This window comes from Nonomuraea sp. NPDC004580, assembly GCF_040609855.1.
Classification (GTDB): domain Bacteria; phylum Actinomycetota; class Actinomycetes; order Streptosporangiales; family Streptosporangiaceae; genus Nonomuraea; species Nonomuraea salmonea.
Window position 1 is genome coordinate 14,109 of the sequence record NZ_JBEXLH010000055.1, and the last position, 24,618, is coordinate 38,726.

The following is a 24,618-nucleotide window of genomic DNA, read 5'->3' on the forward strand; positions in this document are numbered from 1 at the left end:
CGCATGAGCCACGCGGACCTGATCGTGTTGGACCGGGTCAACAAACGCTTCGGCGACCACCACGTGCTCAGGGACGTCGACCTGACCGTGAAGCAGGGCGAGGTCGTGGTGGTGATCGGCCCGTCAGGGGCGGGCAAGTCGACCCTGTGCCGGGCGATCAACCGGCTGGAGACCATCGACTCCGGCACGATCACCCTCGACGGCACCCCGCTGCCCGCCGAGGGCAAGGCGCTGGCCAGGCTGCGGGCCGAGGTCGGCATGGTGTTCCAGTCGTTCAACCTCTTCGCGCACAAGACCGTCCTGGACAACGTCGTCCTCGGCCAGGTGCACGTGCTGAAGCGGCCGAAGGCGGAGGCCGTGCGCAAGGCCCGCGAGCTGCTCGACCGGGTCGGCATCGGCTCCCAGGCGGACAAGTACCCGGCGCAGCTGTCCGGCGGGCAGCAGCAGCGGGTCGCGATCGCGCGGGCGCTGGCCATGGACCCGAAGGCGATCCTGTTCGACGAGCCCACCTCGGCGCTCGACCCGGAGATGGTCAACGAGGTGCTGGAGGTCATGACGGCGCTGGCCCGCGAGGGCATGACCATGGTCGTCGTCACCCACGAGATGGGCTTCGCCCGCCGCGCCGCCGACCGGGTCGTGTTCATGGCGGACGGCCAGATCGTCGAGCAGGACTCCCCCGCCGCCTTCTTCGGCGCGCCCAGCAGCGACCGCGCCCAGTCCTTCCTCGCCAAGATCCTCACCCACTAAGGAGTCGTCATGTTCGGCAGATCCCTTCTCACGGTGTTCGTCCCGGTGGTCGCCGTGGTCGCCGCCGCCTCCGGGTGCGGTGGCGGCTCCGAGACCTACGCCTCGATCGTGGACAAGGCCAAGAACGACAAGAAGCTGGTCATCGGTGTGAAGGCGGACCAGCCCGGGCTCGGGCTGCGCACCCCCGACGGCGCCTTCACCGGCTTCGACATCGAGGTCGCCAAGTACGTCGCCAGGCAGCTCGGCGTCGAGGAGAAGGACATCACGTTCAAGGAGACCGTCTCGGCCAACCGGGAGGCCTTCCTCGAGCAGGGCCAGGTCGACATGGTCGTGGCCACGTACTCGATCACCGACGCCCGCAAGCAGAAGGTCTCCTTCGCCGGGCCGTACTTCGTGGCCGGGCAGGACCTGCTGGTCAGGTCCGACGAGGGCGCGCTGACCGGGCCTGAGACGCTCAACGGCAAGAAGCTCTGCTCGGTCGCCGGCTCGACCCCGGCGCAGAAGGTCAAGGAGGAGTACGCCAAGGAGGTGCAGCTGCAGGAGGAGCGCACGTACTCGGCCTGCGTGGACCGCGTGCTCGGCGGCCAGCTCGACGCGATCACCACCGACAACGTCATCCTGGCCGGCTACGCCGCGCAGCACACCGGCAAGCTCAAGGTCGTCGGCAAGCCGTTCAGCACCGAGAAGTACGGCATCGGCCTGAAGAAGGACGACACCGCGGGCCGCAAGGCGGTCAACGACGCGCTGGAGAAGATGTTCTCCGACGGCAGCTGGACCCAGGCGCTGCAGGCCAGCGTGGGCGCCTCCGGGTTCGCCGTGCCGCAGGCCCCGCAGCTCGAGCGGTACTGAGGCCCGATGGACGCGTTGCTGACCGAGGGCGGCACGATCGTCGCCGCCTTCTGGATGACGGTGCGGCTGACCGCGGTCAGCGCGCTCGGCTCGCTGGTGCTGGGCACGCTGCTGGCCGCCATGCGGGTGGCGCCGCTCGGCTCGCTGCGCGCCGCCGCCACCGCGTACGTGACCGTGGCCCGCAACACCCCGCTCACCCTCGTGCTGCTTTTCACCGGCCTCGGGGTGGGCGCGAACCTGGGGCTCGAGCTGTCCGACGACATCGCCACCAACAACTTCTGGCTGGCCGTCATCGGGCTCACCGCCTACACCTCGGCGTTCGTCTGCGAGGCGCTGCGCTCCGGGCTCAACACGGTGCCGGTCGGCCAGGCGGAGGCGGCCCGCTCGCTGGGGCTCGGCTTCGTCAGGACGCTGGGGCTGATCACGCTGCCGCAGGCGTTCCGCGCGGTGGTGGCGCCGCTCGGCAGCATCCTCATCGCGCTCACCAAGAACACCACGATCGCGCTGGTGGTGGGCGTCGCCGAGGCGTCGGTGCGGATGCGCGAGCTGATCGAGACGTACGGGGACCAGGTGATCGAGATCTTCCTCGGCTTCGCGGCCGGGTTCGTGCTGCTCTGCCTGCCGATGGGGTTGTTGTTCGGCTGGTTGTCGCGGCGGCTGGCGGTGGCCCGATGAGCGCGTACACCACGCTCTACGAGGCTCCTGGCCCGCGCGGCGTGCGGCGCAACCGGGTGCTGACCGGCGTCGTCGCGCTGGCGCTGCTCGCCGTGGCGGCCTTCGTGTACGTCCGGTTCGACGCCAAGGACCAGTGGGCGGCCGAGAAGTGGACGCCGCTGCTGCGCGCCGACGTCTGGGCCACGTTCATCCTGCCTGGCCTGGCCGGCACACTGTCGGCGGCGGTCGTCGGCGTGGTGCTGGCCGGGCTGTTCGGGCTGGTCTTCGCCACCGCGCGGCTGTCGGAGCACACGTGGGTGCGGGTGCCGGCGGCGGTGGTGGTGGAGTTCTTCAGGTCCGTGCCACTGCTGCTGCTGATCTTCTTCGCGTTCTTCGGCTCGTACGTGCTCATCGGCGTGAACATCTCGGCCTTCGCCGCCGTCGTGTTCGGCCTCACCCTCTACAACGGCTCGGTGATCGCCGAGATCGTCCGCGCCGGGGTGCTGAGCCTGCCCAAGGGGCAGCGGGAGGCGGCGTGCGCGGTGGGCATGCGCAAGGGGCAGGTGATGCGGCTCGTGCTGCTGCCCCAGGCGCTCAAGGCCATGATGCCCGCGCTGGTCAGCCAGTTCGTGGTGCTGCTGAAGGACTCGGCGCTGGGGCTGATCGTCGGCTACGACGAGCTGGTGGACCGGGGCCTGAACGGTATCGCGGCGAACTTCTCCAACGTGATCCCGGCGGCCATCCTCATCGCGGCCATCTTCATCGTCATCAACATGGCGCTGGACCGGCTGGCGCAGCGGCTCGGCGCGCGCGCCAGGACCGCCTGATCGCGGGCAGCCAGGGCACCGGGCCGGTGCAAGTGGGGAGGGTCGATGGGGACGGCATGAAATGTGTAGAAAGATGCCATGCCTATTCCCCCCGGCCCGTTCACCGGCCGCACCCTCGCCCAGCTCGCCCGGGACCTGCGCGACCGCCGTACCACCTCGACCGGCCTCACCGAGCAGGCGCTCGGCGCCGCCGCCGCGCTCGATCCCGGGCTGAACGCGTTCGTCACCGTGGACGGGACAGGCGCCCTGGAGGCGGCCAAGGCGGCGGACGCCGAGCTGGCGGCGGGGCTCGACCGGGGGCCGCTGCACGGCGTACCGGTGGGGGTCAAGGACCTCATCGAGGTGGCCGGGCTGCCCGCGACCATGGGCTCGCGGCACTTCGCCGGGTACGTCCCCGAGCGGGACGCCGCCTGCGTGACCCGGCTGCGGGAGGCCGGGGCGGTGATCGTGGGCAAGACCACCACCCACGAGTTCGCGTACGGGCCGACCGGCGACCGCTCCGCCAACGGGGCCTCGCGCAACCCGCACGACCCCTCGCGCATGTCGGGCGGCTCCAGCGGCGGCAGCGGCGCCGCCGTCGGCGCGGGCCTCGTGCCCCTGGCCCTGGGCACCGACACGGGCGGGTCCGTCCGCATCCCGGCCGCTCTGTGCGGGGTCGCCGGGTTCAAGCCCGCGTACGACGCCATCCCGGCGGACGGGGTCTTCCCGCTGTCGCGCTCGCTCGACCACGTGGGCGTGCTGGCCGGCGACCCGGAGGGCTGCCTGATCGCCTATCGCGCCCTGACCGGCGCCGACGCACCCGCCCCTGTGGAGCCGGCCCGGGTGGCGTGGCTGGACACGAGCGACCTGTTCGAGGGCGACCCCGAGGTGGTGGCGACGGTCCGCGCGGCGGCGGGTGAACTGCCTGAGGTGCGGCTTCCTGACGGGTTCGCCGAGGAGGCGCTGCGGACGTACCGGGTCATCCAGTCGTGCGAGGCGGTCGCCGTGCACGCGGACCGGATGGAGACGGCGCCCCAGCTGTTCGGCGCGGAGGTGCTGGAACGGCTGCGCGGCGCCGCGCAGCTGCCCGGATGGAGCTACGTCCGGGCCCTGGAGTCCAGGGAGCGGCTGGCGGCGGTCGCGGACGGGCTGTTCGCGCGGCACGACGTGCTCGCGCTGCCCACGGCGGCGGTCACCGCCCCGCTCATCGACGAGCGCGAGGTGACCGCGGCGGGGCGGCCCGTGCCCGTCGGGGTCGCGCTGCTCTCCCTGACCTGCCCGTGGAACGTGCTGGGCCTGCCCGCCCTGACCGTCCCCGCCGGCACGGTCGCCGGCCTCCCGGCCGGTCTCCAGCTCCTCTGCCGCCCCGGCGACGAGCCCCTGCTCTTCGCGGCGGCGAGCCGCCTGCTGCCCTGACGGCGAGGGGGTCAGCGGTGGGCGGTGCCGGAGTCGATGGCCTGGACGATGCCGGTGTCGAGGCCGGTGTCGTAGCCGGTGCGGAACGCCGACCCGTACGCCTGGTCGCCGATCGCCGCGCGGGCCTGCCGCTCGCAGCGCGTACGGGCCGCCACCCACTCGTGGATGCCGATCTGGGCCCGCCCGATCGTGTCCCACACCTGCTGGGCGAGACCCAGCAGGCGACCGGCCGGCTCACCCTGCCCTGACGCGGCCGCGGCGCAGGCCAGCACGTCGAGCGCGAGCGCGATGCCGATGCTGTCGTGCAGCCGGTGCTTCAGCTCCAGGGACGCGCGGGCGTACCGCTGGGCCAGGTCGTAGCGGCCGAGGGTCAGCTCGGCCTGGGCGCGGAAGAGGTCGGCGTAGGCGCGCATCCAGCGTTCGCCGTGCTCGTCGCACTCGGCGCACAGCTCCTCCAGCGCCCTGATCGCCTCCTCGATGCGGCCCTGCGCGGTGTGCACGTGGCACTGCCCGAGCCTGGCCAGCATCGTCGGCAGGTCCAGCCCCTGCTCCGGCCGGTGCACCGCCACGAGGCTGTCGGCCAGCGCGAGGGCGAGCGGGAGGTCGCCCCTGATGGTGGCCGCGGCCATCACCATGGCCTGCGCGGCGAGCGCGGCCGAGGCGTCGCCGAGCTCCTCGGCGACCCCGGCGCACTCGGTGGCCCACGCCATGCCGGCGTCGGCGTCGCCCTGCACGATGAGGGTCAGGGCGCACACCCACAGGGCGCGGCTGCGCACGGCGCTCGGCTCGGTGTCGAGCTCCAGCGCGCGCTCCAGGTAGTGCTGGCCCTCGCGCAGGAAACCGCACGGGTACCAGAAGAACCACAGGGCGGCGGCCAGCTCCAGCGCGCCGTGGTCGCCGGGGGTGGACAGGCTGAAGTCGAGGGCGATGCGCAGGTTCTCGTGCTCGGCGGTGGTGCGGTCGTTCCAGGAGACCTGGTCGGGGCCGAACCAGGCGGCGTCGCCTTGGCGGGCCATCGCCAGGTAGTGGTCGCGGTGGCGGCGGCGCAGCTCGTCCTGCTCGCCGAGGGCGCGCAGCCAGCCGGCGCCGTACTCGCGGATCGTGTCCAGCATCCGGTAGCGCTCGCCGCCGCCCGTGGGAGCCCAGATGAGGATCGACTTGTCCACCAGGCCCGCCAGCAGGCCGGGGATCGCGTCGGCGGGCAGCAGCCGGTCCGCGCACACCTCGATCACGGCCCGGTCGTCGAAGCTGCCCGCGAACACCGAGGCCCGCGCCCACAGCAGCCGCTCCCCGGGGTCGCACAGCTGGTGGCTCCACCCGATCGCGGTGCGCAGCGCCCGGTGCCAGGGCGGGTCGGCTCCCGGCAGATCGTCGTCGGCGTCGCCCAGCAGCGCGAAGCGGTCGTCGAGCCGCTCGCACAGCTCGGCGACGCCCAGCTTGGGCAGCCGGGCCGCGGCCAGCTCGATCGCCAGGGGCAGGCCCTCAAGGTGGCGGCAGATGCGTACGAGCTGGTGGCGGTTGCCGACCGTCACCTCGAAGCCGGGGACGACGGCGGCGGCGCGCTCGGCGAGCAGCTTCACCGCCTCCTGCGGGCCCTCGCCGCGCGCGTCGGGCACGGGCAGCGGCTCGATGATGAGCGCCTGCTCGTCGGGGACGTCGAGCGGGCGGCGGCTGGTGGCGAGGATCGTCAGCCGGGGCGCGGCGACCAGCAGCGCGCGTGCGGTCCGCGCGCAGTCGTCGATGAGGTGCTCGCAGGTGTCGAGGACCAGGAGCAGGTGGCGGTCGGCGAGATACTCGCTGAGCACCTCCATCATCGGCCGCGTCGTCCGGTCCGCCAGGGGCAGCGCCTCGGCGATCGTGTACGGCAGCAGCGCGCCCTGGTCGAGCGCCGACAGCGGGATGTACCAGGCGCCGTCCGCGTACTCCGGCCGCATGCGGGCGGCGGCCCTGAGCGCCAGCCTGGTCTTGCCGACGCCCGCGGCGCCGGTCAGCGTCACCATGCGGAACTCACGGCACAACCGGCGGATCCTGGCCAGCTCGCCACGCCGGCCCACCAGGCTGGTCATCTCCGGCGGCAGATTGCCGGCCGGCCGCCTACCCATCTTCATCAACCCCACCCGTCCGGCTCGCTCCGCCGCATTCGGTGACAGCAGCTTGCCGGACCCGGAATGCATCCGCCACGAAAAGTAAGAAAGTGACTACCCACCAGTTCCACCACCCCCTCAAACCCCCACCACTCCCCCCACCCAGCAGACAACAACCCCGACCTCCCTCTTAGGACAACCCGGACAGCCACCCCACCGGACGACCGCGCACCCCGGCTCGCGCCCGGCTCCCCCTCACAAGCGGAGCCGGTCGGGGGTGATCTTCGGTCAGGGGGTGCGACGGTGGGAGCTATACACGCAACCAAGCGCTTGCTACGCTCCGCCTATGGTGTCCACGATCGTCTGGGGTACCGGCAACATCGGGCGCGCCGCCATCCGCGCCGTCGCCGCTCATCCCGCGCTCACGCTGGCCGCCGTCCTCGTTCACGATCCGGGCAAGTCCGGGCGGGACGCGGGCGAGCTGGCCGGGCTCGGCCGCCGCCTCGGCGTCGCGGCCACCACCGACGTCGACGCGGTGCTCGGCGCGGCCCCCCGGGCCGTCGTGTACGCCGCCTCCGGCGACCTGCGCCCCAATGAGGCCCTGGAGGACGTGGTCAAGGCGGTCAGGGCGGGTGCCGTGGTCGTGACGCCGTCCCTGTACGCCCTCTACGACCACCGCAACGCCCCGCCCGAGGTCCGCGAGCCCGTGCTGAAGGCGGTGGCCGAGGGCGGCGGGTCGCTGTTCGCCTCGGGCGTGGACCCCGGCTGGGCCAATGACGTGCTGCCGCTGCTGGTCAGCGGCCTGGCCGCGACCGTGGACTCCGTACGCTGCCAGGAGATCTTCGACTACTCCACCTACGACCAGCCGGACTCGGTCCGCTACCTGGTCGGCATGGGCCAGCCGATGGGCTACGAGCCCCCGATGCTGGCGCGGGGCGTCCCGTCGATGGTGTGGGGCGGCCAGATCAGGCTGCTGGCCCGCGCGCTGGGCGCCGACCTCGACGAGATCCGCGAGCACGTCGAACGCCGCCCGCTCGACGAGACGATCACGACGGCCACGATGGGCACGTTCGAGAAGGGCACGCAGGGCGCGGCCAGGTTCGAGGTGCGGGGCATGATCGGCGGTGCGCCGCGCATCGTGATCGAGCACGTCACCCGCATCCACCCGGCCTGCGCCCCCGGCTGGCCGGTCCCGCCGGGCGGCGTGGGCGCGCACCGCGTGATCGTCGAGGGCCGCCCGCGCATCGAGGTCACGCTGGAGGCCACCGACAAGGACGGCAACCAGTCGGCGGGCGGCAACGCGACAGCCGTGGGCCGCCTGGTGGGCGCCATCGACTGGCTCGTGGCCGCCGCCCCCGGCCTGTACGACGCGCTCGACGTCCCGCTACGCCCGGTCCCCGGCAAGCTCGGAGGTACGCGATGAGGATCGACATCCCGGAGGGCAAGGACGCCATCGAGTACGTCTGGGGCGAGATGATCCCCGGCATCGGCCCCGCCGCCGCCCGCTTCTCGCTGGCCGTCTACGCCCACACGACGCTCGGCCTGCGCGAGTTCGAGGCGGCCAGGCTGCGGGTGGCCCAGATCAACGGCTGCGCGTTCTGCCTGGACTGGCGGACCGAGCGGGACGGCGAGAAGGTCGAGGACGGCTTCGCCGACGCGGTGACGAACTGGCGCACCACCACGGCCTTCGACGCGCGCACCCGCCTGGCCGCCGAGTACGCCGAGCGCTACACCCTCGACCCCCACGGCCTGGACGAGGAGTTCTGGGCCAGGATGACGGCGAGCTACGGCCAGGCGGAGATCGTCGAGCTGAGCATGTGCCTCGGCTCCTGGCTGGCGTTCGGCCGGCTCAACCACGTTCTGGGCCTGGACACCGTCTGCCGGCTGCCCGGCGGCGCGTCGCCCGCCCACCGGCCGGAAGCGAGGCAGGCACCATGAGCATCACCCGTCGCGGCTTCATCGCCGGCACCGGCTCCCTGGTCGGAGCCGCCACACTCGGCGTCCACGCCTCGCCGGCCCGCGCGATCCCCTCCGGCGCGCGGGTCCAGGTCCTGGTCATCGGCACCGGCTATGGCGGCTCGGTGGCCGCGCTGCGCCTGGCCCAGGCGGGCGTGGACGTCCACATGGTGGAGATGGGCATGGCCTGGGACACGCCGGGCACCGACGGCAAGATCTTCTGCAACACGCGGGAGCCGGACTACCGCTCGTACTGGCTGCGTACGCGCACCAAGGCCCCGCTCAACTACTTCCTCGGCTTCCCGATCGACCGCGGCATCCCGAAGCACACCGGCGTGCTGGACGCGGAGGAGTTCGCCGGCATCACCGTCTACCAGGGCCGCGGCGTCGGCGGCGGCTCGCTGGTGAACGGCGGCATGGCGGTCACCCCCAAGCGCGAGAACTTCGCCTCGGTGCTGCCCACGGTGAACGCCGACGAGATGTACTCCGTCTACTACCCGCGCGCCAACGCCGCGCTCGGCGTCGGCACGATCGACCCGGCCTGGTTCGACACGACGCCCGCCTACCAGTACGGCCGGGTGGGCCGCAAGCACGCCCAGCGCTCCGGCTTCCCGTTCGTGTTCGTGCCGGACGTCTACGACTGGGACTACATGAAGCAGGAGGAGGCGGGCACGGTGCCGAAGTCGGCGCTGGCCGGCGAGATCCTCTACGGCAACAACCACGGCAAGAAGTCGCTGCAGCGCACGTACCTGGCGCGGGCCAAGGCCACAGGACGGGTCACGGTGTCGCCGCTGCACCAGGTCACCTCGGTCGCCCCGGCGCCCGGCGGCGGCTACACGGTGCTCATCGACCAGCTCGACACGAGCGGGAACGTGGTGGCGGCCAAGACCGTGACCGCCACCCGGGTGTTCTTCGCGGCCGGCAGCGTCGGCACGAGCAAGCTGCTGGTCAGGCTGAAGGCGACCGGCGCGCTGCCGGCCCTGAACGGCGAGGTCGGCAAGGGCTGGGGCGACAACGGCAACGTGATGTGCGGCCGGGCCAACCACTTGTGGGACCCGACCGGCAGCCTGCAGTCGGCGATCCCGTGCTGCGGCATCGACAACTGGTCGGCCGGGGGCGCGTTCGCCGAGGTCGCGCCGCTGCCGACGGGCATCGAGACGTGGGCCTCCTTCTACCTGTCGATCACGAACAACCCGCACCGGGCGCAGTTCACCTGGAACGCGGCGGCGGGGAAGGTCGAGCTGAGCTGGCAGACCGCCTGGAAGCAACCGTCCATCGACATGGCGAAGACGATCTTCGACAAGATCAACGCCAAGGAGGGCACGATCTACCGGACGGACCTGTTCGGCGTCTACAAGGTCTGGGGCGACCACCTCACGTACCACCCGCTGGGCGGCGCCGTGCTCGGCCGCGCCACCGACGACTACGGCCGGCTGACCGCCTACCCCGGCCTGTACGTCATCGACGGCGCGCTGATCCCCGGCAACGCGACGGTCAACCCGTTCGTCACGATCACGGCCCTCGCCGAGCGCAACATCGAGCACATCATCGCCACCGACCTCTGACCCACCGGCCACTCGGCGGCCGGTGGGTCAGCTCGACCAGTCCACGATGCGGGCGTCGGCGCGGAAGCGGAGCGCCGGGTCGGCGTAGCGGCCCAGGGGACGGCGGTACAGGTCCGTGCCCGTACGGAGTTCGCTGGTTACAGTGAGGCGGTGAGCCACGATCGGCACGGCCTGGCCATGACGGGCGCCAGCGCGGCGGCGGTACGCCACTACGACCGCGCGATCGACGAGCTGTTGCACTTCAGGGCCGAGGTCGACGCCGAGGCCGGCGCCGCCCTGGCCGAGTCACCCGGATTCCCGATGGGGAACGTCCTGGTGGCCTACCTCGGGCTGCTGACCACTGAGGTGGAGGACGCGCGGACGGCGCGGTCCAGGTTCGGGGCGTTCCTGCGCAGGACCGAGGGCGCCGACCTGCTGCCCAGGGAGCGCGCGCACGTGGCGGCGGTGCTGGCGCTGCTCGACGGCGACTTCCTGGCCTGCGGCTCGCTGCTCGCCGAGCTGACGGCCGAGCATCCTCGTGACGCGCTGGCCCTCGCGGTCGGCCACCAGATCGACTTCTTCACCGGCGACGCCCGCATGTTGCGCGACCGCGTCGGCGGCGCGCTCAACGCCTGGCCGCGGGACGACCCGCACTTCGGTCACCTGCTCGGCATGTACGCCTTCGGGCTGGAGGAGTGCGGGCACCACGACAGGTCGGAGGAGGCAGGACTGCGGGCGGTCGAGCTGAACCCGCGCGACGTGTGGGCCATCCACGCGGTGGTGCACACGTACGAGGAGCAGGGCAGGTTCGGCACGGGCCTGCGCTATCTCGACGCGCGGCTGCCCGACTGGTCCAGGGGGACGTTCTTCAACGTGCACACGTGGTGGCACTACTGCCTGTACGCGCTGGAGAGCGGCGATCTGCCGCGCGTGCTGTCGATCTATGACGCGGTGCTCGCCGACGGTCAGTCGTGCCTGGAGCTTCTCGACGCCGCCGCGCTGCTGTGGCGGCTCCACCTGGAGGGCTCCGACCAGCACGCACGCTGGCAGGCGCTGGCCGACCGGTGGCCGGCGCGGGTGGCCGAGCCGTTCTACGCGTTCAACGACATGCACGCGGTGATGTCGTACGTGGGCGCGGGGCGGATCGGCGAGGCGGACAAGCTGGTGGCCGAGCGTGAGGCGTACGTGACCAGGCCCCGGCCCGGGGTCACCAACCACGGCATGACGCTGCGGGTGGGCCTGCCGGTGTGCCGGGCGATCGTGGCGTTCGGGCGCGGTGACCATGACGCGGTCGTGGACCTGCTGTGGCCGATCAGGCACCGGATCGCCGAGTTCGGCGGCAGCCACGCGCAGCGCGACGCCGTGCAGCGCACGCTGCTGGAGTCGGCCCTGCGGGCGGGGCGGCGCGACCTGGCCAGGGTGCTGGTGAGCGAGCGGATCAGCCTGCGGCCGTGCAGCCCGTACAACTGGCTCAAGCAGGCGGCGCTGGCCGACGCGGTCGGCGACGGCGCGGCGGCGGCCGTGGCGCGGGTCCGCGCGGCCGACCTGGCCCGCGCCGGCGGAGCCGCCGGAACTGTCGGGCCCGTCGAGTAGATTCCCCAGCATGGAACGCCAACTGACCCTGATGGTCGTGCACGCCCACCCCGATGACGAGTGTCTCAGCACCGGCGGCATCCTCGCCCGCTACTCGGAGGAGGGCATCCGCACGGTCCTCGTGACCTGCACCAACGGCGAGCAGGGCGACGGCGCGGGCGGCGTCAAGCCGGGCGACCCCGGCCACGACGACGCGGCGGTGGCCGTGCAGCGGCTCGGCGAGCTGCGCGAGTCGGTCGCTCACCTCGGTGTCGAGCACCTCGAGCTGCTGGGTTACCGCGACTCCGGCATGGAGGGGTGGGAGGCCAACGCCCATCCCGAGGCGTTCGCCAACGTGCCGCTGGAGACGTCCGCCGGGCGGCTGGCCGAGCTGATGGAGCGCTACCGGCCGCAGGTCGTGGTGACGTACGACGAGACGGGCGGCGGTGGCTACGGCCATCCCGACCACGTGCGCGCCCACCAGATCACGGTGGCGGCCACCGAGCGCACCGGCATTCCCGACAAGCTCTACCACACGGCCATTCCCCGGGCCGCGATCAAGCGCATGTTCGAGCTGATGCGCGCCAACGGCGTCGACTTCGGCGACGAGCTGCCGTCCGACGACTTCGGCACCCCTGACGAGAAGGTCACCACCGTCGTCGACGTCACCGCCTACGCCGAGCGCAAGCTGAAGGCGCTGCGGGCGCACGAGAGCCAGGGAGAGAACATCTTCTTCCTGCGCATGCCGGAGGAGGCCCAGCAGCAGGCGTTCTCGCACGAGGCGTTCGAACGCGTCCTGTCCAAGGTCGACGCTCCGGCCCACGAAGACGACTTGTTCGCCGGGCTCCGCCCCTGACGGTTCCCGGCGGGTGGTGAAAGTTTCACCGATCGTCGGGGGTCGTCGCAGTTCGCCGGGCGGGGGCGGGTGTGGTGATGGTGGTCGGGCTCTGGGCCGCCTACAGTGCTGACGAGTGCTGACAGACCCACCCGGACATCCGGTCAAGGAGCCCGTCATGCGTGCCCGCCTCATCCCGGTCCTGGTTCTCGTCCTGCTCGCCCTCGGCCTGGGCGCGCCGGCCGCCTCAGGTGCGCAGGCGGGGTTCGACTTCTCGCGGGCGGAGGTGTCGGTCACGGGGCTGCAGGTGCCGTGGGCGATCGCGTTCCTGCCCGACGGCAGCGCGCTGGTGTCGGAGCGCAACACCGGCCGCATCATGCAGGTACGCCCCGGGCAGGCGCCGTCGCCGGTGGCGACGATCAGCGGGGTGCGCGCGTCGGGTGAGAGCGGCCTGCTGGGCGTCGCGGTCTCGCCGTCGTACGCGCAGGACGGCTGGGTCTACGCGTACTTCACCAGCACCGCCGGCGACAACCGCCTGGTCAGGCTGCGGCTGGCGGCCCCGCAGACGCAGGAGGTGCTCTTCTCGGGAGTGCCGAGCGCGACGATCCACGACGGCGGCCGCATCGCGTTCGGCCCCGACGGCATGCTGTACGTCGCCACCGGCGACGCCGGCGCCACCTCCAACGCTCAGAACCTGAACAGCCCGGCCGGCAAGATCCTGCGCATGACGCCGGAGGGCGGGGTGCCGTCGGGCAACCCGTTCCCCGGCTCTCGGGTGTGGAGCTACGGCCACCGCAACGTGCAGGGCCTGGCGTGGGACGAGGCGGGCCGGATGTACGCCTCCGAGTTCGGCCAGAACACCTGGGACGAGGTCAACCGGATCGTCGCGGGCGGCAACTACGGCTGGCCGGTGTGCGAGGGCACCTGCGGCAACGGCTCCTACCGCGACCCGATCGTCACGTGGTCCACCGCCGAGTCGTCGCCCAGCGGACTGGCGTACGCCGACGGCGCCCTGTACGCGGCGGCGCTGCGCGGCCAGCGGCTGTGGGCGATCCCGCTGACCGACGGCACGCCGGGCACCCCGGTGGCGCAGCTCCGCTCCTACGGCCGGCTGCGCGCGGTGGCGACGGGCCCGGACGGTCACCTCTGGGTGTCGACCAGCAACCGCGACGGCCGCGGCACCCCGGTGGCCCAGGACGACCGCATCATCCGCGTCCCGCAGGCGACGGGCGAGGGCGGCGGCCCCTCCGGCGCCTGCACGGCCACGGCCACCGCCCAGACCCAGTGGAGCACCGGCTACGTCATCCAGCCGGTGACGGTCACCAACGACGGCACGGCATCCCGGCCGGCCTGGACCGTGACCTTCACCCTGCCGCCCGGCCACACGGTGACCGGCTCATGGAACGCGGCCCTGGCCGTCTCCGGCCAGACCGTCACGGCCAGGAACACCACCCACAACGGCACCCTGGCGGCGGGCCAGAGCACCACGTTCGGCTTCCAGGCCACCCGCCGGAGCGGCGACACCGGCCTGCCCACCGCCTACCAGTGCTCGTAACCCACCCGGCGCGGCCATGACCTGAGATTCAGGGCCCGGCGGGGCGGGGTGGGTCAGATCCAGCCGCGGCGGGTGGCCTCCATGGCCACCTGGAAGCGGGTCTGGGCGCCGAGGCGGCGCATCAGCTTGGTGAGGTGGCGCTGGACCGTGCGTTCGCTCCAGCCCAGCGCCCGCGCCGCCGAGCGGTCCGTGGCGCCGGCGGCGAGCAGGGTGAGCAGCCGTTCCTCGTCCGGCGACAGCTCCTGCTCGGAGGCGAGCTCGCCGTTGAGCCGCACGGGGACGCTGCGCTCCCACAGCGCCTCGAACAGCGCGATCAGCGCGTCGAGCAGCGGCGAAGGGTGGATCAGGTACGACGCGGAGAGCACGTCGTCCCCTGCCCGCATCAGCGGGATGATGGCGAGCCGGTCGTCGGAGATGCCGAGCTTCATCGGCAGGCCGGGATGGATCCTGGCCTGCTCGCCGTGCTGCACGCCGACCGTGACGTCCTCCAGCCAGCCGGGCATCTCCAGCACGCTGGTCTCGTAGATGACGCGGTAGCGCACGCCGCGGCGCAGCAGGTCCAGCTCGACGGGGTTGGGCTCGCGGTGCTGGGCGGGGGCCGCGTACGGCGGGCGGTCGAAGCCGCGCATCTGGGCCCGCGTGTCCTGCTGCATCTGCACCCACCGGTGGTTGACCTCGTCCCGCCCTGAGACGACCTCGATCAGCTCGCCGGGGTGGGCGAAGCGGGTGCCGGCGCGGTAGACGTCCATGAGGGCGCGGATGTGGGCGCGGACGCCGTCCAGCTCCCGTTCCCGCTCGCGCAGGATGGCCTCGAGGCTGCTGTCCGGCGAGACGGCGACGTAGCGGGTGGGCCGGCCGGTGGAGCGGGTGGCGAGGCCGAGGTCGAGCAGCGACTGCAGGATGCGGCGGGCGGCGGTGGCCGGCAGATGGCAGTCGGCGACGATCTCGGCGACCGTGGCCTGCGTGCGGCGGACGAGCGCGTCGTACACCTCTTCGTCCTGAGGGCTGAGCCCGATCGCCTCCAGCACCCCGCTCCTCCTGTCCGAATGACGACACATGACAGAAACCCGTCACTAACCAAGCTTGTCAGGAAAAGGCGGAAGATGTCAGCGTTCTTGAGCACCATCGGCCCCAGTGGCCACAGGAAAGAAGGAGCATCATGCCGCTGTCCCCTCGCCGCTCGCCCGGTCGCCGTCTGCTCGCCGCCGTCTTACCAGCGGTTCTGCTGACGACCGCGACGTACGGGACGCTCGTCCCCGCGAGCCCGGCCGAGGCGCAGACCGCCCCGTCCGGCGCCCCCACCCCGGATCAGAAGCCGGACCAGAAGATCGACGCCAAGCTGACCGAGCGGATGAGGACCGCCGGCGACCCCATCGAGGCGCTCGTCGTGCTGCGCACCCTGCGGCAGCCGCCCGCGACCGACACCCCCGTGCAGGCCCGCGCCGCGCTGCGGGCGAGCGCGGAGCCGGTGCAGGACCCGGTGGCCGCGTTCGTGCGCTCGCGCGGCGACCAGGTGGTCAACACGTTCTGGCTGAAGAACATGATCCTGGTACGCGTCACGCCCGCCACCCTGGCCGCCCTGGCCGAGCTGGAGCTGGTCGACCGGATCATCCCGAACTTCACCCTCACCGCCCCCGAGCCCGACCGCGCGCCCGCGTCGAAGACCGGCCCCCAGAGGGCGGCCGAGCCCGCCACGTGGGGTCTCACCAAGATCGGCGCCGACCGCGTCCAGCAGGAGCGCGGGCTGACCGGCAAGGGCGTCCGGGTGGCCGTGCTCGACACCGGCGTCGACATCACCCACCCCGACCTGCAGGGCAAGCTGGCCGGGACGGGCAAGGAGCACGCGGGCGGCTGGATCGAGTTCGGCCCGGACGGCAAGCCCGTGCCGAGCGAGCCGCACGACAGCTCCTTCCACGGCACCCACGTGGCGGGCACGATCGCGGGCGGCGACGCGTCCGGCACGAAGATCGGCGTCGCTCCAGGGGCCGAGCTGATGGCGGGGCTGGTCATCCCGGGCGGCCAGGGCACGCTCGCGCAGGTGGTCGCGGGCATGCAGTGGGCGCTGGCGCCGTACGCGGCCGACGGCACTCCGGCGGGCGAGCCGGCCGACGTGGTCAGCATGTCGCTGGGCGCCGAGGGCTACGCCGACGAGCTGGTCGAGCCGGCCAGGAACATCTACCGCGCGGGCGCGTTCCCGTCCTTCGCGATCGGCAACGACTGCGCGGAGGGCCAGTCGGGCAGCCCGGGCAACGTGTACGAGTCGGTGGCCGTGGGCGCGACCGACGTCAACGACGACGTGCCCGACTTCTCCTGCGGCGGCGTGGTCAGGTCGACCGACTGGTTCCACGCCCCGCCCGAGTGGCCCGACTCGTATGTGGTGCCGGACGTCTCCGCACCCGGCGTGGACGTGGTGTCGGCGATGCCAGGCGGCGGGTACGCCGCGCTGAACGGCACCTCGATGGCCACCCCGCACGTGTCGGGCACGGTCGCCCTCATGCTGGAGGCCCGTCCCGGCCTGACCGTGGCGGCGGCCGAGGAGATCCTGGCCGGCACGTCGGTCTCCGACGACCGCTACGGCCCGCTGCCGAACCCCCGCTACGGCCAGGGCCGCATCGACGCCTACGCGGCGGTCGCCGAGGCGGCGCTCACCAGCGGCGTGCGCGGCACCGTCACCGACCGGCGCTCCCGCGAGCCGCTGGCCGGCGTGCGGGTGGGCGTCGGCGGGCGCAGCACGGAGACGGACGCGGACGGCCGCTTCGAGCTGCGGCTGCCCGCCGGGCGGCATGAGCTGACGCTGTCCAGGTTCGGCTACGAGGACACGAAGAAGACGGTCACGGTCCGCGCCGACCGGCTCTCCGACGAGCGGGTGCGGCTGGAGCGGACGAAGTGGAGCACGATCTCGGGCCGGGTGTCGTACGGGCCGACCGGCACGACCGTGCCCGGCGCGACGGTCGAGGTGCTCGGCGTGCCCGACGAGCTGACCGCCGTGACCGACGCGAAGGGCCGCTACACGATCAAGGACGTGCCGGTCGGCGCGTACCGGATCGCCGCGCACGCCCCCGGCGTGTCCAGGTCGCCCGACGTGGAGGTCACCGTCGGAACGCACGCCGGGAAGCACGCCGGGAAGCACGGGGCGGAGGCGGACCTCACGCTGCCCCGCCGCTCCCCCACCGAGCGGCTGTCGCTCGGCACGGACGGCCGCCAGGGCAACCACGAGGCGTGGTGGCCGGAGCTGAGCGGTGACGGGAATGTGGTGGTATACGCCACTTTCGCCTCCAACCTCACCGACGACGCCGACACGAACGGCGAGCTGGACATCTTCGCCACCGACCGGCGTACCCGGGTGACCGAGCGGGTCTCGGTGCCGACCGGCGGCGGGCTCGGCGACTCGTTCTCGCTGTCGCCGACGGTCAGCCACGACGGCCGGTACGTCGGGTTCAGCAGCTTCTCCAAGAACCTCGTCCCCGGCGACGCCAACGGCCAGACGGACGCGTTCCTGCACGACCGGCAGACCGGGACGACCGAGATGATCTCGGTGTCCTCGAAGGGCGAGCCGGGCAACGACCTGTCGGGCGCGCCCAGGTTCAGCGCGGACGGCCGGTACGCGGTCTTCGACAGCATGGCCTCGAACCTCGTTCCCGGCGACACCAACGGGCGCAACGACGTGTTCCTGCGCGACCGGCAGACCGGCACCACCGAGCGGATCTCGGTGACGCAGGACGGGACCGAGGTCAACGGCAACGCCCGCGAGGCCACGATCAGCGCCGACGGCCGGTACGTGGCCTTCCAGAGCGACGCGGCCGACCTGGTGCCCGGCGACGACAACGGCGAGATCGACACCTTCGTGCTGGACCGGCAGGCCAAGACGCTCGCCCGCGTGACCGGGCCCGACCCGGCCACCGAGACCGTCGGGCCGGTGATCAGCCCGGACGGCACCGCCGTGGCGTACTCCAACGGCGTCGGCCTCGGCGAGATCTACGTGCACGACCTGGCCACCGGCAAGGCCGAGCTGGTGTCCGTCACCCTGGACGGCACCGGCGCCGGCGGCCTGACCTTCGCCCCCTCGCTGTCGGCCGACGGCACCAAGGTCGCCTTCTACAGCGACTCAGGGCGGCTCGCCGAGGGCGACGACAACAACCTCAGCGACGTCTTCCTGCGGGACGTGACGGCCGGCACCACCACGCTGCTGTCCGGCGCGCCCGGCGGGACGGGTGGCGACGGCCGGGCCGCGCTGCCGTCGATCAGCGCGGACGGCCGGTACGTGGCCTTCGAGAGCACCTCGGCCAACCTGGTCGAGGGCGACACCAACAAGCGCTCGGACGTCTTCGTGCACGACCTGGTGGCCGGGCCCGAGGCGCTGTTCGCGCTGAGCGACCTGTCGGTGACGCCCGAGTCGTCCAGGTCAGGGCGCGTGAAGGTGCGGGCGCTGGTGAAGAACGTGGGCGAGCAGGCCGGCTCGTACCAGGCGGTGGTCCGGGTGAACGGGGCCGAGGAGCAGCGGCGGGAGGTTTCGCTGAAGCCCGGCGAGGACGCCCGGGTCACCTTCGACCTGCGCCGCTCCGATGCGGGCACCTACACCGTCACGCTCGGTCCCCTGACCGGCCACTTCACGGTCAAGCGCTGACGATCGACCGCATGAGGGGGGCCGTCCCGGAAGGGGCGGCCCCCCGTTCGCGTGCTCAGGGGACGCGATCCGGGCGGCGTGGCCACCCGGCGCTCATCATGACGGCGGCGGGGCTGCGATGATGAACCCCGTCCCGGGGAGCGTCCATGCTCCCGGCCGTGCGGAAACGGCAGCGTCCCCGGGAGAGAGGCGGGTCCGATGATCGCTGTGCTCGGCGAGTGCGTCGCCGACGCCTTCACCGACTCCGCACCGTCCGAGGGCGGGACGGGCATGGGGTTGCGGGTGTTCCCCGGGGGCGGGCCAGCGAACACGGCGGTGGCGCTCGCGCGGCTCGGCACGCGGGCCAGGTTCCTGGGGCGGCTGTCGAGTGACGTCTTCGGGCAGCTGTTCCGTACCCGGCTGGCCGCCTCGGGCGTGGACCTGTCGGCGGCGATCGCGGCCGGTGAGCCGAGCACTCTGGCGGTGGCCGCGCTGGACGCGGGCGGGCGGGCCGCGTACACCTTCTACGCCCAGGGCACCGCCGACTGGCAGTGGACGCCCGGCGAGCTGGGCCTGGAACGGCTCGGAGCAGCGTCCTGCCTGCACACCGGCTCACTCGCGCTGGTCAAGCAGCCCGGCGCGGCGGCCGTCGAGGAGCTCGCGCGGGCCGCCCATGAGCGGGCCACGGTCTCGATCGACCCCAACGTGCGCCGCAGCCTGGCCGCGCCCGAGGACTACCGGGTGGAGCGGTGGTGCGCGTACGCCGACGTGCTGCGGCTGAGCGACGACGACCTCACGGCGCTGCTGCCTGGCACCCCGGCGGAGGCGGCCTGCGACCGGTGGCACGAGGCGGGCGCCCGGCTGATCGTGGTCACGCTCGGCGCCGAGGGCGCGCTGGTGTCGCTGGACGGCGAGCGCGCCACCGTGCCGGCGATCCGCGTCGAGGTGGCCGACACGGTCGGGGCCGGCGACGCGTTCACCGCCGGGCTGCTGCACCACCTGGAGGCGCAGGGGCTGCTCGGCGGGCGCCTGGACGCGCTCGACCTCGACACCGCCGTCGCGGCGGCCGCGTTCGGGACCCGGGTGGCGGCGCTGACCTGCACGGTCCCCGGCGCCGACCCACCCTGGTCCGACCAGCTCTGACCCGGCTCAGAAGTCGAAGTCGTCGATGTTGTCCTTGGTGAAGACGAACGGGTCGCCCAGCAGGACCGTGCCGTCCTCGCCGACGGTGTAGTCGCCGAGCTTGCCCGCCTTGAACGTCTCGCCCTCCTTGCCGGTGATCAGCCCGGAGGCCAGCGCCCCGCCGGTGTAGGCGGCCAGGTAGCCGAGGTCGGACGGGTTCCACAGGGCGAACGAGGTGACGGTGCCGTCCTTGACGTACGCGCGCATCTGGTTGGGCGTGCCCAGCCCGGTCAGCTGCACCTTGCCCTTGTACTCCGAGCCGGACAGGTAGCGGGCCGCCGCCGCGACGCCGACCGTGGTCGGCGAGATGATGCCCTTCAGGTTGGGGTGCTTGGCCAGCAGGCCCTGCGTCTCCTGGAACGACTTCTGGTCGTCGTCGTCGCCGTAGACGGTGTCGACCAGCTTGAGCTTGGCGTACTCGGGCTTGGCCAGCTCGGTCTTCATCATCTCGATCCAGGCGTTCTGGTTGGTGGCGTTCGCGGTCGCCGACAGGATCGCGATCTCGCCGCCCTCCTCGCCGACCGCCTCGCCGATGAGCTTGATCTGCGAGGCGGCGATGCCCTCCGCGCTGGCCTGGTTGATGAAGACGTCCCGGCAGGACGGGTTGGTGTCGGAGTCGTACGTGACCACCTTCGCCCCGGCGGTGCGGGCCTCCTGGAGGGCGCCGCAGATGGCGTCCTTGTCGTTGGCGGACACCACGATCACGTCGGTGCCCTGCTGCGACAGCGTGTTGATGTAGCTGACCTGCGCCGACGGGCTGGCCTCCGAGGGGCCCGTCTGGCTGTAGACGCCCTTGAACTCCTCGACCGCGACCTTGCCGCCCTTGTTGTCGGAGGCGTCGAAGTACGGGTTGTTCACCTGTTTCGGGAGGAAGGCGACCTTCAGCCCCTCCTTGATCGTCCCCGTGCCGGCGGAGGACGCGCCGGGAGCCGGCCGGCCGGCCGGCTCTTCCTGGCTCGCACAGCCGGTGACGGCGAGGCTGAACGCGGTGAGCACCGCCAGGGCGACGGCCCTGCCTCCTCGAGTTCTCGCTGCCATGATGGAGTTCCTTTCGCGGCCCGCGATCGCGGTCAGGGGGTGACGGATCGTCGCCGGCGCAACCGCTCGCGCGCCATGCCGGCGACGTTGGGTCCCACTACGGAGACGATGAGCAGGGATCCGGTGATGATGGTCAGGGTGTTGGCCGGCACGTACGCGAGCTGCAGCGCGTTGCGCAGCGTGCCGAGCAGGACGACGGCTGCGATGACGCCGAGCAGCCCGCCGCGCCCGCCGAAGATGGACACGCCGCCGAGCAGGACCGCGGCCACCACGGCGAGTTCGAGGCCCATGCCGTTGTCGGCGCGGGCGCTGGCGAAGCGCAGCGTCCAGAAGACGCCGGCCAGCGACGACATGGCGCCGGTGGCGACGAACAGCCAGAACTTCGTGCGGGCCACGCCGATGCCGGTGAAGCGGGCGGCCTCGGCGTTGTTGCCGATGGCGTACAGGCCGCGGCCGATCGGGGTGGCGTGCAGCACGAGCGCGAAGACGATCGCCAGGGCGGCGACCACGATGATCATCCACGGGATGGTCAGCCCGGGGATGGCGGCGATCGCGCCCGTCGTCCACTCGGGCGGGTAGTCGGCCACCGCCTGGTCGCCGAGCACGACGTACGCAAGACCCCGGTACAACGCGAGCGTGCCGATCGTCACGGCCAGCGACGGCAGCCCGAAGCCGGTCACGAACAGCCCGTTGACCGCGCCGAGCAGCGCGCCCAGCAGCAGGCAGAGCACGATCACCACGGGCAGCGAGGTGACGCCCCACAGCCAGAGCTGGCCCATGACGGTGCAGGTCAGGCCGAGAATGCTGGCCACCGACAGGTCGATCTCACCGGTGATGACCACCAGGGTCATGGGGAGCGCGATGAGCGCGATCGGGATGACCTCCAGCGTGACGAACCGCCAGAAGCGCGGGCTGGCCACGCCTTCGATGCTGAGCGCGCCGATCGCGACGACCAGGATCAGGGCCACGACGAGCACGGCGTCCCAGGACCCGGCCACCGCCCGCACCCGCCTGATCGCGCCGCCGCTGCCTGTGCCGGGTCCTGTGCCGGTCCCTGTGCCGGTCCCTGTGCCGGTCCCTGTGCCGGTCCCTGTGCCGGTCCCTGTGCCGGTCTCCATGCTGCTCCCCGCGCCGTCTCCTACCGCCTCAGCCACGGCCGCTCCTTCCTCGCAAGGTCCTGGCCATGCGGACGGCCAGCGCGCGGTCCAGGCCGATCGCGGCCAGGATGAGCGCGCCGACGGCGGCCCGCTGCCAGAACGGGCTCACCCCCAGCACCGGCAAGGCGCTGCTGATCGTGGTGAGCAGCACCGCGCCGAGCGCGGCGCCGTAGACCGAGCCGCTGCCGCCGAAGATGGCCACGCCGCCGACCACGACGGCGGCCACCACGTTCAGCTCGAAGCCGTTGCCCGCGTTGGCGTCGAGGGTGCCGAAGCGGGCCGCGTACAGGACGCCGGCCAGGCCCGCGAGCGCGCCGGAGACGACGAACGCGGCGAACACCCGCCGGCCCACCGGGATGCCCGCGAGGCGGGCGGCGGGCGGGCTGGAGCCGATGGCGTACAGCTCCCTGCCGCTGCGGTACGTCCGCAGGTAGTAGCCGGCGGCCACCAGCACCACCACCGCGAACAGCGCCAGCACCGGCACCCCCAGCAGGGTCGCGCTGCCCATGCGCAGGAAGCCGGGCGGCATGTCGGCGGCGTTGATCTGGCGGCCGGTGGCCCAGGTGTAGTCGACGCCGCGGAAGACGTACAGGGTGCCGAGCGTCACCACGAGCGCGGGGACGCGGGCGGCGGCGATGAGCGCGCCGTTCACGGCTCCGCAGACGGCGCCGAGCAGCACGCCTGCCGCCAGAGCGACCGGGATGGGCAGGCCGGGGTTCGCCACGAACAGGCTGCCCGTCGCGAACGCCGACAGCCCCAGCACCGACCCGACCGACAGGTCCACGTTGCGGGTGATGACGACGATGCTCTGCCCGACGGCGAGCACGGCCAGGATGGTCGAGCCGAGCAGCAGGTCCTTGACGCCCTGAGCGGTCAGGAAGCGCGGGTTGACCAGCACGGTCACGGCCACGAGCAGCACCAGCGCGGCGGCGATGCCCAGCTCTCTGATCACGAACACCCGGTGCACGAGCCGGGTGCCCTCGGTGACGGCGGTCATGCGGTACCGCCCTGTCCTGTCGCCTGTCCTGCCGCCTGTCCTGTCGCGGCCAGCATCACCGACTCCTCGTCGGCCCGCGTACGGGGGATGTCGGCCACCAGCCTGCCCTCGTGCATGACGAGCACGCGGTCGGCCATGCCGAGCACCTCGGGCAGCTCACTGGAGATCATCAGCACCGCGACGCCCTGCCCGGCCAGCTCCGACAGCAGCCGGTGCACCTCGGCCTTGGTGCCGACGTCGATGCCGCGGGTGGGTTCGTCCACGATGAGCACGCGCGGCTCGGTGGACAGCCACTTGGCCAGCACCACCTTCTGCTGGTTGCCGCCCGACAGGGTGGAGACGGGATCGGTGAGGCGAGCGGTCTTGACCTGGAGGCGCTCGCTCCAGGTACGGGCCGCCGCCCGCTCGGCGCCGCCGAACAGCAGCCCGAGCCTGCTCAGCGACCAGCGCCTGGTGAGGGTGGCGTTGCGTTCCACCGACAGCTCCATGACCAGGCCCTGCTGGCGGCGGTCCTCGGGGACGAGGGCCAGCCCCGCGGCGATGGCGGCGGCGGTGTCGCCGGGCGGCAGCGTCCTTCCCTCGACGGTCACCTCGCCCGCGTCGGGCCCGTCCACGCCGAACACGGCCCGCGCGACCTCGCTGCGCCCGGCCCCGACGAGCCCGGCCAGCGCCACGATCTCGCCGCCGCGCACGGTGAACGAGACGTCCTCGAAGACGCCGTGCCTGGTCAGGCCGCGTACCTCGAGGCGGGGGTCGCCGACGTCCGCCGCCGTCTTCGGATAGAGCGCGGACACCTCGCGGCCGACCATCCTGCGGACCAGCTCCTCGACGGTGAGGCCGGCGGCCGGGTCGGTCGAGACCCAGCGGCCGTCGCGCATCACCGTGACCCGCCTGCAGAGGGTAAAGATCTCGTCGAAGCGGTGGGAGATGAACAGCACGGCCGCGCCCGCCTCGCGCAGCGACCCGACGACCGAGAACAGCCGCTCGACCTCGACGCCGGACAGGGCCGCGGTGGGCTCGTCCATGATGAGGACGCGGGCGTCGAACGCGAGCGCCTTGGCGATCTCGACGAGCTGCTGGTCGGCGATGGACAGGCCGCGGGCGGGCCGGTCGGGGTCGAGCCCGACGCCGAGCCTGGCGAACAGCTCGGACGTGGCCGCGCGCATGGCCTTGGCGTCGATGCGGCGCAGGCCGCGTAATGGCTGGCGGCTCATGAAGATGTTCTCGGAAACCGACAAATCCGGAAAAAGCGTCGGTTCCTGGTAAATCACTGCCATTCCGGCGGCCTGGGCGTCGGCGGGGCCCGAGAGCGTCAGCTCCTTCCCGTCCACGGTCAGCGTGCCGGCGTCGGCCGGGTGGGCGCCGGCGAGGATCTTCACCAACGTGGACTTCCCCGCCCCGTTCTCTCCCACCAGGCCGTGCGCCTCGCCGGCGTAGAGGTCGAGCCGCACGCCTGACAGGGCACGGACCGCGCCGAAGGACTTGCTGACATCGCGGAGCGACAGGATGGGAGGAGATTCACTCATACGCCCTCCGGCACCGTTCAGGCGAAACGTTTTAATGTGTCCAGAACGTAAAACGGCGGGGAGTTACGTGTCAATACTGCCGGTACGCGACTTGGGT

General features: G+C 72.5%; 20 protein-coding genes. 13 read left to right on the forward strand and 7 right to left on the reverse strand.

All coding sequences use genetic code 11. The annotated features are described in order from the left end of the window. Positions 1-3 precede the first annotated feature (3 nt). From ABZW11_RS36380 to ABZW11_RS36400, 5 genes are all read left to right on the forward strand, one after another. On the forward strand, positions 4-747 hold the full coding sequence (locus tag ABZW11_RS36380) for an amino acid ABC transporter ATP-binding protein (protein WP_355427549.1): 744 nt from the start codon (positions 4-6) through the stop codon (positions 745-747). 9 nt (positions 748-756) lie between these two features. Next, on the forward strand, positions 757-1,596 hold the full coding sequence (locus tag ABZW11_RS36385; RefSeq protein ID WP_355427552.1) for a glutamate ABC transporter substrate-binding protein: 840 nt from the start codon (positions 757-759) through the stop codon (positions 1,594-1,596). A 6-nt stretch (positions 1,597-1,602) separates the two neighbouring features. Continuing rightward, positions 1,603-2,271: an amino acid ABC transporter permease gene (locus tag ABZW11_RS36390; protein ID WP_355427555.1), complete on the forward strand. Its 669-nt coding sequence runs from the start codon at positions 1,603-1,605 to the stop codon at positions 2,269-2,271. Beyond that, on the forward strand, positions 2,268-3,077 hold the full coding sequence (locus ABZW11_RS36395; RefSeq protein ID WP_355427558.1) for an amino acid ABC transporter permease: 810 nt from the start codon (positions 2,268-2,270) through the stop codon (positions 3,075-3,077). The genes ABZW11_RS36390 and ABZW11_RS36395 overlap by 4 nt, the downstream gene beginning before the upstream one ends. A gap of 78 nt (positions 3,078-3,155) precedes the next feature. After that, positions 3,156-4,472: an amidase gene (locus ABZW11_RS36400; RefSeq protein ID WP_355427561.1), complete on the forward strand. Its 1,317-nt coding sequence runs from the start codon at positions 3,156-3,158 to the stop codon at positions 4,470-4,472. Positions 4,473-4,483: 11 nt separating this feature from the next. On the opposite strand, the gene ABZW11_RS36405 is transcribed toward ABZW11_RS36400, so the two are convergent. After that, complete coding sequence (locus tag ABZW11_RS36405; protein ID WP_355427564.1) at positions 4,484-6,580, reverse strand: ATPase; 2,097 nt, start codon at positions 6,578-6,580, stop codon at positions 4,484-4,486. Positions 6,581-6,902: 322 nt separating this feature from the next. Here ABZW11_RS36405 and ABZW11_RS36410 point away from each other — a divergent pair, with 322 nt between their 5' ends. From ABZW11_RS36410 to ABZW11_RS36420, 3 genes are read left to right on the forward strand one after another with little or no spacing between them, the layout of a single operon-like run. Beyond that, a complete protein-coding gene (locus ABZW11_RS36410) occupies positions 6,903-7,979 on the forward strand; it encodes a dihydrodipicolinate reductase (protein WP_355427567.1) in 1,077 nt (358 codons plus the stop codon). Then, on the forward strand, positions 7,976-8,494 hold the full coding sequence (locus ABZW11_RS36415) for a carboxymuconolactone decarboxylase family protein (RefSeq protein WP_355427570.1): 519 nt from the start codon (positions 7,976-7,978) through the stop codon (positions 8,492-8,494). The genes ABZW11_RS36410 and ABZW11_RS36415 overlap by 4 nt, the downstream gene beginning before the upstream one ends. After that, positions 8,491-10,077 (forward strand): GMC oxidoreductase, encoded by a 1,587-nt coding sequence (locus ABZW11_RS36420; protein WP_355427573.1) that lies wholly within the window; start codon positions 8,491-8,493, stop codon positions 10,075-10,077. Before ABZW11_RS36415 ends, ABZW11_RS36420 begins: the two co-directional genes overlap by 4 nt. A 27-nt stretch (positions 10,078-10,104) precedes the next feature. On the opposite strand, the gene ABZW11_RS36425 is transcribed toward ABZW11_RS36420, so the two are convergent. Continuing rightward, positions 10,105-10,236 (reverse strand): hypothetical protein, encoded by a 132-nt coding sequence (locus tag ABZW11_RS36425; protein ID WP_355427576.1) that lies wholly within the window; start codon positions 10,234-10,236, stop codon positions 10,105-10,107. Between ABZW11_RS36425 and ABZW11_RS36430 the strand changes: the two genes are divergently transcribed. The 3 genes from ABZW11_RS36430 (at position 10,228) to ABZW11_RS36440 (ending at position 14,018) form a co-directional block, all read left to right on the forward strand. Beyond that, entirely contained in the window at positions 10,228-11,649 is a 1,422-nt protein-coding gene (locus ABZW11_RS36430; RefSeq protein ID WP_355427579.1) for a tetratricopeptide repeat protein, read from the forward strand. The genes ABZW11_RS36425 and ABZW11_RS36430 overlap by 9 nt on opposite strands. Positions 11,650-11,659: 10 nt before the next feature. Further along, positions 11,660-12,484, forward strand: coding sequence for a PIG-L family deacetylase (locus ABZW11_RS36435; RefSeq protein ID WP_355427582.1), 825 nt, complete (start codon positions 11,660-11,662; stop codon positions 12,482-12,484). A 157-nt stretch (positions 12,485-12,641) separates the two neighbouring features. Next, positions 12,642-14,018 carry a PQQ-dependent sugar dehydrogenase gene (locus ABZW11_RS36440; RefSeq protein WP_355427585.1) on the forward strand — a complete coding sequence of 459 codons (1,377 nt, stop codon included), beginning with the start codon at positions 12,642-12,644 and terminating at the stop codon, positions 14,016-14,018. Between the two features lie 53 nt (positions 14,019-14,071). Here the strand turns inward: ABZW11_RS36440 and ABZW11_RS36445 are convergent, their stop codons facing one another. Then, on the reverse strand, positions 14,072-15,046 hold the full coding sequence (locus ABZW11_RS36445; RefSeq protein WP_355427588.1) for a helix-turn-helix domain-containing protein: 975 nt from the start codon (positions 15,044-15,046) through the stop codon (positions 14,072-14,074). 131 nt (positions 15,047-15,177) lie between these two features. Between ABZW11_RS36445 and ABZW11_RS36450 the strand changes: the two genes are divergently transcribed. Both ABZW11_RS36450 and ABZW11_RS36455 read left to right on the forward strand, forming a co-directional pair. After that, complete coding sequence (locus ABZW11_RS36450; protein ID WP_355427591.1) at positions 15,178-18,642, forward strand: S8 family serine peptidase; 3,465 nt, start codon at positions 15,178-15,180, stop codon at positions 18,640-18,642. A 198-nt stretch (positions 18,643-18,840) separates the two neighbouring features. Further along, entirely contained in the window at positions 18,841-19,764 is a 924-nt protein-coding gene (locus ABZW11_RS36455; RefSeq protein WP_355427594.1) for a carbohydrate kinase, read from the forward strand. 6 nt (positions 19,765-19,770) lie between these two features. Here the strand turns inward: ABZW11_RS36455 and rhaS are convergent, their stop codons facing one another. From rhaS to ABZW11_RS36475, 4 genes are read right to left on the reverse strand one after another with little or no spacing between them, the layout of a single operon-like run. After that, positions 19,771-20,841: a rhamnose ABC transporter substrate-binding protein gene (gene rhaS, locus ABZW11_RS36460; RefSeq protein ID WP_355427597.1), complete on the reverse strand. Its 1,071-nt coding sequence runs from the start codon at positions 20,839-20,841 to the stop codon at positions 19,771-19,773. 32 nt (positions 20,842-20,873) lie between these two features. Next, positions 20,874-21,995 carry an ABC transporter permease gene (locus ABZW11_RS36465; protein WP_355427600.1) on the reverse strand — a complete coding sequence of 374 codons (1,122 nt, stop codon included), beginning with the start codon at positions 21,993-21,995 and terminating at the stop codon, positions 20,874-20,876. Beyond that, complete coding sequence (locus tag ABZW11_RS36470) at positions 21,988-22,995, reverse strand: ABC transporter permease (RefSeq protein WP_355427603.1); 1,008 nt, start codon at positions 22,993-22,995, stop codon at positions 21,988-21,990. The genes ABZW11_RS36465 and ABZW11_RS36470 overlap by 8 nt, the downstream gene beginning before the upstream one ends. Next, on the reverse strand, positions 22,992-24,521 hold the full coding sequence (locus ABZW11_RS36475; RefSeq protein ID WP_355427605.1) for a sugar ABC transporter ATP-binding protein: 1,530 nt from the start codon (positions 24,519-24,521) through the stop codon (positions 22,992-22,994). Before ABZW11_RS36475 ends, ABZW11_RS36470 begins: the two co-directional genes overlap by 4 nt. Positions 24,522-24,618 lie beyond the last annotated feature (97 nt).